Here is a 10,798-nt window from a genome sequence, read left to right on the forward strand (position 1 = left end):
CTGATTGACGGTCGACGTACCGCCGAGACCGACCATGCCACCCATGCGACGCAACCCCTACTTAATGGATCTGAACTGAACAACACTCACTGTGGCGTTTTCGCCGACGGCATGAGTTGTTCCTTGAACGGAATATCAGCGGGTACGCTGATTCCGCTGGCAAGCCACTGACTGCTCCACCCGAGAATCAGGTTTTTGGACCAGTCGGCGACCAATAGAAACTTTGGCACGAGCTGTCATTCTTTCCACAACCCGTACTGCTGTACCGGCCACAGGCTCAACAGCCCGACTGCCACGACCACCAGCAACACGCCACGCGCCGCGCCGAAGGCCATGCCGAGGAATCGGTCGGTGCCGGACAACCCGGTCACGCGCACCAACTCGCCGATAAGATAATTGATCATTGCGCCCACGATCAGTGTGGCGACAAACATGATGGCACAGCCCGCGATCACGCGAGCCGATGGGGTTTCGATGTATCCGGCGAGGTACTCGGACAGTGAGCCACCGAACATCCAGGCAACAGCTCCTGCGATGATCCAGGTCACCAGCGATAATGCTTCCTTGACGAAGCCGCGGCTCAAACTGATCAAAGCGGAGATGGCGATGATTGCAACGATCGCCCAGTCAACCATGGTAAATGGCACAGTGCAGCCTACAGACGGATAAGGCGGCGCATTTTAGCAGAGCGCACCGCTGTCGGTAAGCTGCGATTGTCAGTGCTTTTCAATCCGGGCGATAGTTTTTAGCCACGCTCAGGCTGGAAGCGCACGACAAAACCCTTGAGGTTTTGCTGACGACTCAAAACATCCCGCAGACGATCAGCCTCGGCACGCTGGATCAACGGGCCGACGAACACCCGGTTCTTGCCGTCAGCAGAGCGGATATAGGCGTTGTAGCCTTGGCTGCGCAGGGATTTTTGCAGCGATTCGGCACCCTCACGACTCGACAAGCTGGCCAGTTGCACCGACCAGCTGACCGACAGACCGTTGGCGTCGATACGGCTTTGCGTGGTGTCAGGCTTGGCCGGAACGGCAGCAATCGGCTGGGCCGGTGCCGCAGCAGGCTTGGCGGCTGGCGCAGGTGCTGGCGTAACCGTTTTGGCTACCGGGGCGGGTGCTGGTGCTGGTGCCGCGGCAATCGGCATCGACGGCGCCGATTGCTCGGCCACTTCGTCGTCGCCCGGCACCGGCTCCTGCGGCAGTGTCTGCGGTTCAGGCACGGCCACCGGCTCAAGCTGCACTTGCGGTACGGCGGGCGCTTGCGGCGCAGCCGGCGCATCGACCGTGACCTGACGCTGCTCGTCCTGACGGGAAAACAGCATCGGCAGGAAAATCACCGCCAGCGCCACCAGCACCAGGGCACCGACCATGCGCTGCTTGTACGCTTTATCCAGCAAAGCCATTTGCCGCTTCCTCCGTGGAGCGCCGGGCCAGCCATTCAAGGGCCTCGGCGACACAATAAAATGATCCGAACAACAGAATCTCGTCGTCGCTGGTTGCGATCGCACACTGGCCTTCCAGCGCAGCCGCGACACTGTCATAGGACGTGACGCAGGCGCCAAGGTTCTGCAACGCCGCGTGTAATTCGCTGACCGGACGTGCACGCGGCGAGTCCAGCGGCGCTACCGCCCAGTGCTCGACACTAGCATTCAATTCGCCGACGACACCATCCAGATCCTTGTCCGCCAACAAGCCGAACACCGCCAGACGCTTGCCCACCGGTGGCCGACTGGCCAGGCGCCGCGCCAGATACTCCGCCGCGTGCGGGTTATGCCCCACGTCCAGCAACAGATTCAGGCGCTTGCCATCGAATTCGAACGCACGGCGATCCAGCCGGCCGACCACGCGAGTGGCCTGCAAGGCCGCAACAATCTGCGCAGGATCCCACGGCAAGCCGAGCAGCAGGTACGCCTGCAATGCCAGCGCAGCGTTTTCCATCGGCAGATCGAGCAGCGGCAAATCATGCAATTCGACCACCTGACCCTGTGCGTCAGTGCCGCGCCATTGCCAGTCGTGATCGGTGATCCCCAGATCGAAGTCGCGCCCGCGCAGCGAGAACGGACACCCCAACTCGCGAACCTTGTCGAGCAATGGTTGCGGAGGGTTCAGGTCGCCGCACAGCGCAGGCTTGCCCTGGCGGAAAATCCCGGCCTTCTCGAAAGCCACGGATTCACGGGTATTCCCCAGGTAATCAGCGTGATCGACACCGATGCTGGTGACCAGAGCGATATCGGCATCCACCACGTTGACCGTGTCCAAACGCCCGCCCAGACCGACTTCCAGCACCACAGCGTCAAGTTTTGCCTGCTGAAACAGCCAGAACGCCGCCAGGGTGCCCATTTCGAAGTACGTCAGGGAAGTGTCGCCACGCCCGGCCTCGACCGCAGCGAAGGCTTCGCACAGCTGTGCGTCAGTGGCTTCGACGCCATTGAGCTGCACCCGCTCGTTGTAACGCAGCAGGTGCGGAGAATTGTAGACACCCACGCTCAGGCCCTGCGCCCGCAGCAACGAAGCCACGAACGCGCAGGTCGAACCCTTGCCGTTGGTGCCGGTGACCGTGATCACCCGAGGCGCCGGCTGGCCCAGTCCCATGCGGGACGCTACCTGTTGCGAACGCTCCAGCCCCATGTCGATGGCCGATGGATGCAACTGCTCAAGGTAGGCGAGCCACTCGCCAAGGGTACGCTCGGTCATACGTTGGCAGGCACCGGTGGAACGACGATTGGCTCGACAGGAGCGGCGACGTAAGTCGGCGTCGGCTGGCCGGTCAGTTGTGCCAGCAGATTGCCCAGACGTGGACGCAGTTCACGACGATCAATGATCAGGTCGATCGCGCCATGCTCCAGCAGGAACTCGCTGCGCTGGAAGCCTTCCGGCAGTTTTTCCCGCACGGTCTGCTCGATCACACGCGGACCGGCGAAGCCGATCAGGGCTTTCGGCTCACCGACGATCACGTCGCCGAGCATCGCCAGACTGGCGGAAACGCCGCCGTAGACCGGATCAGTCAGCACCGAGATGAACGGAATGCCTTCTTCACGCAGACGTGCCAGGACGGCCGAAGTCTTGGCCATCTGCATCAGCGAGATCAGCGCTTCCTGCATGCGCGCGCCACCGGAGGCGGCGAAGCAGATCATCGGGCAACGGTTTTCCAGGGCGTAGTTGGCGGCGCGCACGAAGCGCTCACCGACGATGGCGCCCATGGAACCGCCCATGAAGCTGAATTCGAACGCCGACACCACCACCGGCATACCCAGCAGGGTGCCGCTGACGGAAATCAGCGCGTCTTTTTCGCCGGTCTGCTTCTGTGCAGCGACCAGACGGTCCTTGTACTTCTTGCCGTCGCGGAACTTCAGACGGTCAACCGGCTCCAGGTCTGCACCCAGCTCGTTGCGGCCTTCGGCATCCAGGAAGATGTCGATGCGCGCCCGTGCGCCGATGCGCATGTGGTGATTGCACTTGGGGCAAACGTCCAGGGTCTTTTCCAGCTCAGGGCGATACAGCACAGCCTCGCAGGACGGGCATTTGTGCCACAGACCTTCAGGCACCGAGCTCTTCTTGACCTCCGAACGCATGATCGAAGGGATCAGTTTGTCTACTAACCAGTTGCTCATGCTTTCTTTCTCCAGTACCGGCGGCCCGAACGCTCTGGTTCGCAGCCCCGCGTATGCCCTTCAGCTAAATTCATGTGTGTGGCGATGGTTGGTGGAACGCCGCGGTCAGCGCGAAACATGACCTGCGTGCAACTCCACAAACCCTCAGCCGCGCCTGCTTTGTGCAAGTGCATTGATGGACGGCGGCAGACTGCCAGCCGTCACATCAAAATCGGAACCGATGCTCATGCGGGAGCTGACGGGAGGCCATGGCGTTGAGGTCTCTTTAAAAAGCAGGATCAAGAGATCGCAGCCTCGTTGCACTCGTCAGCTCCTACAGGCCCCTAGCAATTCCCGGTGTTCTTGGTGGCTTTTAAAAACGCGTGAATTTTTGCGTGATCCTTGATGCCCTTGCTCGCCTCTACCCCGCCGCTGACATCGACCGCGTACGGTTTGACCCGGGCCACGGCGTCGGCGACGTTTTCCGGGGTGAGGCCGCCGGCCAGGATCAGCGGTTTGCTCAAGGTTTGCGGAATCAATGACCAGTCGAATGCCTCGCCGGTTCCCCCAGGCACGCCTTCGACATAAGTGTCGAGCAGCACGCCACTGGCGCTCGGATAGGCATCGACGGCAGCCGCGATGTCGTCGCCGGCCTTGACCCGCAGCGCCTTGATGTACGGACGATGCCAGCCTTCGCACTCTTCAGCGGTCTCATCGCCGTGAAACTGCAACAGATCCAGCGGCACGGCATCGAGGATTTCCCCCAACTCGCAGCGGCTGGCGTTGACGAACAGGCCAACAGTGGTGACGAACGGCGGCAATGCCTGGATGATCGCCCTTGCCTGCTGAACGCTCACCGCCCGCGGGCTCTTGGCGTAGAACACGAAACCGATCGCATCGGCTCCTGCCTCGACGGCTGCCAACGCATCTTCTATGCGGGTAATCCCGCAAATCTTGCTGCGAACGGCGGACATGTCGATAAAAACCTCAAGGCAAAAACCGGGAAAGTCCCGGATGGTAACAAAAGCGTTCGAGGGCGTCAGCCGTCAAGTTCCGAGAAACCCGTAAGGAAATGTGGCCCGATGAAACGCTCGGGCAACGGGAATTCGTCGTGGTACTCGACCTGCACCAGATACAAACCGTACGGATGCGCTGTCACACCACCGGAGCGGCGCTCGCGACTTTCCAGAACTTCCTTCATCCACTCCACCGGGCGCTCGCCGGCACCGATGGTCATCAGTACACCGGCGATGTTGCGCACCATGTGGTGCAAAAAGGCGTTGGCGCGGATATCGAGAACAATCATTTTGCCGTGACGGGTCACGCGCAGGTGGTGCATTTTCTTGATCGGCGATTTCGCTTGGCACTGCCCTGCACGGAACGCACTGAAATCATGGGTGCCGATCAGATACTGCGCGGCCTCGGCCATGCGTTCGACGTCGAGCGGGCGGTGGTTCCAGGTGATTTCTTCATTGAGATGGGCCGGACGAATCTGATCGTTGTAGATCACATAGCGATAACGCCGCGCGATGGCCTTGAACCGCGCATGAAAATGCGCCGGCATCACCCGTGCCCAACTGACACTGATGTCGTGAGGCAGATTGATATTGGCGCCCATCACCCAGGCTTTCAGCGAACGGTCGACCTGGGTGTCGAAATGCACGACTTGTCCGCAAGCGTGCACGCCGGCATCGGTACGCCCGGCGCACTGCAGCGAAATCGGCGAGTTGGCGACTTTCGACAAGGCTTTTTCGAGCTCTTCCTGCACCGTGGCCACGCCGGTCAACTGACGCTGCCAGCCGCTGTAGCGCGAACCTTTGTACTCGACGCCCAGTGCCACGCGGTAAAAGCCTTCAGGCGCCATTTCGGCGACCGGGTTATCTATGTTTGCCAAGGTGGGACAGCCTGCTGAGGTACAAAGGCGGGCATTATAAGGCTGTGGGTCGGGGATGCCAGTTTCAAGATCAAAAGATCGCAGCCTGCGGCAGCTCCTACAGAGGAACGCAATCTCATGTAGGAGCTGCCGCAGGCTGCGATCTTTTGATCTTTTGATTCTAAAAAGCAAACAAAAACGGCAGCCACGATGGGCTGCCGTTTTGTTTACCGCCAAATCAAGCCAGGTGCGAAAGCATTTCCTTGGCTTCGCCACGCTGCTTCTCGTCACCCTCGGTCAACACTTCGTTGAGGATGTCACGGGCGCCGTCGCTGTCGCCCATGTCGATGTAGGCCTGGGCCAGATCGAGCTTGGTGGCGGCTTCGTCGGTGCCGGCGAGGAAGTCGAAATCATCCTCGCCCAGATCATCACCCGATGCCGCATCGGCTTCGGTGAAGGTCGGCTCGGCAATGCTCTGCGACAGGCGATCCAGCTCGGCATTGACGTCATCCAGCTCGGCGGCGAAGGCATCCGGCTCGGCCGGGTTGGTGTCCATTTCGTCAGCCAGCGACAGATCGAAATCCGCCGGCAGCTCCAGATCGTCCTGCGGCACTTCGTTGACCACGGCAGGCTCGACCGGCGGCAGATCTTTCACGCCCTCGTCCAGATCCAGCAGGAAGTCATCATCCGCCAAGTCGACGGTTGGTGCTGGCGCGGGCTCGGCACCGAGGTCCAGATCGAGGTCGAAGTCCGACAGGTCGTCGAGATTTTCCTTGATTTCGGTCTGCTGCTGCAGCACCGATTCGAAGCTCAGGTCATCATCGGCGGGGAATTCGTCCAGCTCCACCGGCGCTTCAGGCTCAACGACAGGTGCCGGCTCAACCGGGGTAATGTTGTCGAGGTCGTCCAGGCTCAGGTCGAATGCGCTGTCGAGGTCGTCTGCCACAGGAGCAGGCTCAGGTGCAGGCGCTTCTGGCTCGTCGAGCAGCAGATCCTTGACGTATTGCGCGTCCAGTTCGGCGGCGACCGCCGCTGCGGCCAGACCCGCGACAGCGACTACCGCCATGGCCGGGAAGCGCTTTTTCAGCTCTTCGACCTTGGCGAAGTTTTCACCGTTGGCCACCAGCTGACGCTCCTGACCGACGAACGCATCGCGGTCGCCCTGCTGACCGTAGACTTCCATCAATTTCAGACGCAAGTCACTGCGCTGCGGCTCGAGGCTGACACCCTCCTCCAACAGCGCGGCAGCCTGATTCAGGCGACCGGCATTGATGTGCGACTGAGCCTTGTCCAGCACGTCATCGGAACGCTCGGCGGCGGGCGCGACCAATGGCGCGGCAATTGGCTCAGCCATCACCACCGGAGCCACCACCGCAGCAGGCGCTGGCGCCGGTGCCGGTGCCGGAGTGTTGAGCTTGACGCTGGCGGCAGGTGTTTCCAGACCTTCGAAGCTGCTTTCCGGCAGGTCCTGCTCGGCGGAGAACTCTTGCTCCTCAGCCAAAGCGCGGGCCATGCGCAGGTGCTTCTCGGCTTCCTGCTGGGCTTTGCGGCGACGAGCCAACAGCAACAGCAGAAGCAGCAGCACCACCGCACCGCCACCGACCAGACCCAGCAGGATCGGATTGGTCAGCAGTTCGTTGAAGGTTTTATCTTCATCGACCACCGGTTTCGGTGCGACCACTGGCGTTTCAGCAGGCGTCTCGACCGGTGGTGCAATCGCCGATTCTGGCGTTGGCGCCGCTTCTGCCGGGGTGGCTGGCGGGGTCGCGGCCAGTTCGGCCGTGATCGCCGGTACGGCAGCAGTGGCGGCTGGCGCAGCGCCCGGGCCTTCGGCCTGCATCTTCGCCAGTTGATTGTTCTTCAGCTCGATCAGGCGTTGCAGCTTGTCCAGCTGACTTTGCAGATCGGCCATGCGGCTTTTCAGTTCCTCGTTGTCACGACGGGTGGTGTCGAGGCTTTCCTGAGTCACCGCCAGCTTGTTGCTCAAGGCCTTGGCATCGCCGGCCGGGCCTTTGCCACGGCCCTTGGCGTTTTCAGCAGAGACCAGGCTCAGGTTGTCCTTGGCATTCTGGCCGGTGCCGACATTGCTGCGGCCACGTTTGGTCGCGTCGAGCTGCTGCTGACCGGTGCCAGGCTTGGCCACATAACGACGGCCCTGACGCCAGGCATCGTTCTGCGCGGCAACTTCGGCAATCGCCTTGGACTGCGGCAGCGCGGTGCTTTCCACCGAGTCCGGCAGGCGCAGTACCTGACCGGTTTTCAGACGGTTGATGTTGCCGTCGATAAACGCATCCGGGTTCAGCGCCTGAATCGCCAGCATGGTCTGCTGCACCGAACCGCCGGTGCGCGCCTTCGCGGCGATTTCCCACAGGGTATCGCGCGGCGTAGTGGTGTATTGCGAAGGGTGCGTGGCACCGGTGGTCGGTGCAGTGATGGTCTGCGCCGGCGCCGGTTGCGCGGCAGCATCAGCGGTCTGCGGCGAGAACTTAGAAGGATCCAGCAGCACGCTGTAATCGCGCAGCAGACGGCCGTTCGGCCACATCACCTGCACAAGGAATTTCACCATCGGTTCCGACAGCGGCTTGCTCGACGTCACGCGCAGCACGCTCTTGCCGCTGGCGTTGAGCACCGGGGTGAACGTCAGGTCGTTGAGGAAGGCCTGGCGATCGACGCCGGCCTTGGCGAAATCTTCGGGTGAAGCCAGGCTCGGCACCACTTCGGCAGCGGTGAGATCCTTGACGTCGAGCAACTCGATCTCGGCCACCAGCGGCTGGTTCAGGGTCGACTTCAGGGTCAGCTCCCCGAGCCCGAGGGCATGCGCCATACCGGAGGACAGCGCCGAGGCGGCCGCTATTGCTAACACCAGTTTGCGAACTTGAACCATAGCCTCATCCTTTGTTTGAACGTTCCTCGGCCAGCGAGAAGATATTGATTGCCGCTGCCGTAAGGCATTGCGCGCGACGACGACAGACTGCCGCGCGCGATCATTTCTTTGATGCCCCGGAAAGTCCCGGAGGGTGACACGTTATCCAGTGCTCCGGGCAAGCATAGCGCTCACCTAGAATCAGTCGACAAATTGTTGCCAAGTATCTTTTACAGCAGGTCTTTTATCAACAATTCAGCGACCTGCACAGCATTCAGGGCCGCGCCTTTGCGTACGTTATCTGACGTCAGCCACAGATTAAGTTCCGCCGGGTCGTCGACGCCGCTGCGCACCCGACCGACATAGACCACATCCTGCCCCACCGCGTCACCGACCGCAGTCGGATAATCGCCGGCTTCGACCAGCTCAATGCCCGGCGCGTCCTCAAGGGCAGCGTTGACTTTTTCCAGGTCGACCGCGCTCGCTGACTGCAAGGTCACGCTATAGCTATCGCCAAAAAACACCGGGGCTTGAACGCAAGTGGCGGAAATCTTTAATAAAGGCTGCTTCAGCACCTGACGCAACTCGCGCACCAGACGTTTTTCCAGCAGTGTGTGGCCTTGAGCGTCGGGCGTGCCGACCTGAGCCAGCAGGTTGAAAGCCATCTGCCGATCGAAGAAAGTCGGCTCCAGCGGACGCATGTTCAGCAGCTCGGCGGTCTGCCGGGCCAGCTCGGTCACGGCCTCGCGACCTTGGGCGGACACGGCCAGACTGGCGGTGACGTTGACGTATTGCAGCTCAATCAAATCGAGCAGCGGCGCCAGCACCACGGCCAGCGCAGTGGCCGAAGGACTTGGGCTGCTGACCTGGAATGGCGCTTTCAAGCCGGCGATCACCTCAGCGTTGGCTTCCGGCACCACTTGCGGCGCCTGCTCGGCCGGCAACGCGCCGGACAGGTCGATTAGCGAGCAACCGGCCGCGTGGGCACGCGCCGCGTAACTCAGGGACACGGCAGCGCCAGCGGCAAAGAACACCAGTTTGACCTTGCTGAAATCAAACTCGTCGACTTCACGCACGCGCACGTTCTTGTTGCGGAACAACACCGAACTGCCAGCGGATTCGCTGCTGGCCAGCAGGTGCAGGTTGCCGACCGGGAAGTCGCGCTCTTCGAGAATCTGTACGAGGGTTTCGCCGACAGTACCGGTGGCGCCGACGACGGCAATATCAAGGGTCTGGGTCATGGTTCTACCTCTGGCGAAACGGGGGGAGCGGCACTTTACCGGGTGACTGGCGGTTCGGCAATTTAGAGCAAAAGATCGCAGCCTTCGGCAGCTCCTACATGAGTTGCGTGTGAACCCGATTCTGTAGGAGCTGCCGAAGGCTGCGATCTTTTAAAATGCCATAAAAAAACCCGCACCTCTCACAAGGCGCGGGTTCTTTCACGACTTCAAGCGATCAACGCTCCAGCAGGATCCGCAGCATGCGACGCAGCGGTTCGGCCGCGCCCCACAGCAGTTGGTCGCCGACGGTGAAGGCACCGACGAACTGCGAACCCATGTTCAGCTTGCGCAGACGCCCCACCGGTACATTCAGGGTGCCGGTGACCTTGGTCGGGCTCAGCTCCTGCATGCTGATCTCGCGCTGGTTTGGCACCAGTTTGACCCAAGGGTTGTGCTGGCTGATCAGCCCTTCGATGTCGGCGATCGGCACGTCTTTGTTCAGCTTGATGGTCAGCGCCTGACTGTGGCAACGCATCGCACCGATGCGCACGCAGATGCCGTCGACCGGGATCGGGCTCTTGAAGCGGCCGAGGATCTTGTTGGTCTCGGCCTGGGCCTTCCACTCTTCGCGGCTCTGACCGTTCGGCAGTTCCTTGTCGATCCACGGGATCAGGCTGCCAGCCAGCGGTACGCCGAAGTTTTCGGTCGGGTACGCGTCGCTGCGCATGGCTTCGGCCACGCGACGGTCGATGTCGAGGATCGCGCTGGCCGGGTCGGCCAGTTGATCGGCGACAGCGGCGTGAGTCGCGCCCATCTGCTTGATCAGTTCACGCATGTTCTGCGCGCCGGCACCGGAGGCCGCCTGATAAGTCATGGCGCTCATCCACTCTACCAGACCGGCTTCGAACAGACCGCCCAGGCCCATCAGCATCAGGCTGACGGTGCAGTTGCCGCCGATGTAATTCTTGGTGCCCGCGTCCAGTTGCTGGTCGATGACCTTGCGGTTGACCGGGTCGAGAATGATCACCGCGTCATCGTTCATCCGCAGGCTGGAAGCCGCGTCGATCCAGTAACCCTGCCAGCCGGCTTCGCGCAGCTTCGGGAACACTTCGCTGGTGTAGTCGCCACCCTGGCAGGTCAGGATCACGTCGAGGGTTTTCAGCTCTTCAATGCTGTAAGCGTCCTTGAGCGGAGCAATGTCCTTGCCCACGGACATTGCTCCGCTCAAGGACGCTTACAGCATTGAAGAG

General features: G+C 61.4%; 7 protein-coding genes and 2 pseudogenes. All 9 read right to left on the reverse strand.

What is annotated here, in order from left to right:
• Positions 1–86 precede the first annotated feature (86 nt).
• Positions 87–647: pseudogene (locus tag ACIOUG_RS25725) on the reverse strand (CvpA family protein).
• Between the two features lie 98 nt (positions 648–745).
• Positions 746–1,405, reverse strand: coding sequence for an SPOR domain-containing protein (locus ACIOUG_RS25730; protein WP_401069808.1), 660 nt, complete (start codon positions 1,403–1,405; stop codon positions 746–748).
• On the reverse strand, positions 1,389–2,696 hold the full coding sequence (folC, locus tag ACIOUG_RS25735) for a bifunctional tetrahydrofolate synthase/dihydrofolate synthase (protein WP_401069810.1): 1,308 nt from the start codon (positions 2,694–2,696) through the stop codon (positions 1,389–1,391). The genes ACIOUG_RS25730 and folC overlap by 17 nt, the downstream gene beginning before the upstream one ends.
• Positions 2,693–3,613 (reverse strand): acetyl-CoA carboxylase, carboxyltransferase subunit beta, encoded by a 921-nt coding sequence (gene accD / locus ACIOUG_RS25740; RefSeq protein WP_027611535.1) that lies wholly within the window; start codon positions 3,611–3,613, stop codon positions 2,693–2,695. Before accD ends, folC begins: the two co-directional genes overlap by 4 nt.
• A gap of 323 nt (positions 3,614–3,936) precedes the next feature.
• Entirely contained in the window at positions 3,937–4,566 is a 630-nt protein-coding gene (locus ACIOUG_RS25745; protein ID WP_401069813.1) for a phosphoribosylanthranilate isomerase, read from the reverse strand.
• Between the two features lie 65 nt (positions 4,567–4,631).
• Positions 4,632–5,456 (reverse strand): tRNA pseudouridine(38-40) synthase TruA, encoded by an 825-nt coding sequence (gene truA / locus ACIOUG_RS25750; protein ID WP_223007923.1) that lies wholly within the window; start codon positions 5,454–5,456, stop codon positions 4,632–4,634.
• Between the two features lie 247 nt (positions 5,457–5,703).
• Positions 5,704–8,349 (reverse strand): FimV/HubP family polar landmark protein, encoded by a 2,646-nt coding sequence (locus tag ACIOUG_RS25755; RefSeq protein WP_401069816.1) that lies wholly within the window; start codon positions 8,347–8,349, stop codon positions 5,704–5,706.
• A gap of 209 nt (positions 8,350–8,558) precedes the next feature.
• On the reverse strand, positions 8,559–9,569 hold the full coding sequence (locus tag ACIOUG_RS25760) for an aspartate-semialdehyde dehydrogenase (protein WP_401069819.1): 1,011 nt from the start codon (positions 9,567–9,569) through the stop codon (positions 8,559–8,561).
• A 214-nt stretch (positions 9,570–9,783) separates the two neighbouring features.
• Positions 9,784–10,758, reverse strand: a pseudogene (gene asd / locus ACIOUG_RS25765) (aspartate-semialdehyde dehydrogenase); the annotation flags it as partial.
• Positions 10,759–10,798: the final 40 nt, after the last annotated feature.

This window comes from Pseudomonas sp. NPDC087803 (genome assembly GCF_044742995.1).
Classification (GTDB): domain Bacteria; phylum Pseudomonadota; class Gammaproteobacteria; order Pseudomonadales; family Pseudomonadaceae; genus Aquipseudomonas.

What these genes read in the sequence shown, in the direction of transcription:
- ACIOUG_RS25730 (WP_401069808.1), bottom strand. Translation starts at nt 1,405, where the DNA reads ATGGCTTTGCTGGATAAAGCGTACAAGCAGCGCATGGTCGGTGCCCTG.
- ACIOUG_RS25745 (WP_401069813.1), bottom strand. Translation starts at nt 4,566, where the DNA reads ATGTCCGCCGTTCGCAGCAAGATTTGCGGGATTACCCGCATAGAAGAT.
- folC (WP_401069810.1), bottom strand. Translation starts at nt 2,696, where the DNA reads ATGACCGAGCGTACCCTTGGCGAGTGGCTCGCCTACCTTGAGCAGTTG.
- truA (WP_223007923.1), bottom strand. Translation starts at nt 5,456, where the DNA reads ATGGCGCCTGAAGGCTTTTACCGCGTGGCACTGGGCGTCGAGTACAAA.
- ACIOUG_RS25755 (WP_401069816.1), bottom strand. Translation starts at nt 8,349, where the DNA reads ATGGTTCAAGTTCGCAAACTGGTGTTAGCAATAGCGGCCGCCTCGGCG.
- accD (WP_027611535.1), bottom strand. Translation starts at nt 3,613, where the DNA reads ATGAGCAACTGGTTAGTAGACAAACTGATCCCTTCGATCATGCGTTCG.
- ACIOUG_RS25760 (WP_401069819.1), bottom strand. Translation starts at nt 9,569, where the DNA reads ATGACCCAGACCCTTGATATTGCCGTCGTCGGCGCCACCGGTACTGTC.